Genomic DNA, 281 nt, shown 5'->3' on the forward strand with positions numbered 1-281 from the left:
GCGCGTGCCTTGTCTCCGGCGATGCGGTAGAAGTCACCACGACGGCCGAAAGCCTTGGTCACCGCCGCCACGGCGGACGCGAACAGGATACGCGGGGTGCCGCACTCCCGCAGCGCCATCTCCATCGTCTCGGGCATGCCGAGCCCGATGCCGTACGGCGTGCGGGTGACGTACTTCGAGAGGAAGAGCGCGAGCTTGCGCGGCTTGATCTCGTCGAGACGGTAGGACCGCCCCTGGGTGATCGCCACGATCTTCTCGGTCACGAACAGCAGGTCGCCCGG

1 protein-coding gene is annotated in these 281 nt (G+C 67.6%); it reads right to left on the reverse strand.

The genetic code is table 11. The annotated features are described in order from the left end of the window. Nucleotides 1–281, reverse strand: a 281-nt coding sequence (locus tag ACZ2IA_RS22935; RefSeq protein WP_470294895.1) for a coenzyme F420-0:L-glutamate ligase, incomplete at both ends; no start/stop codon positions are given.

This window comes from Crenobacter sp. CS_VA4 (assembly GCF_055597485.1).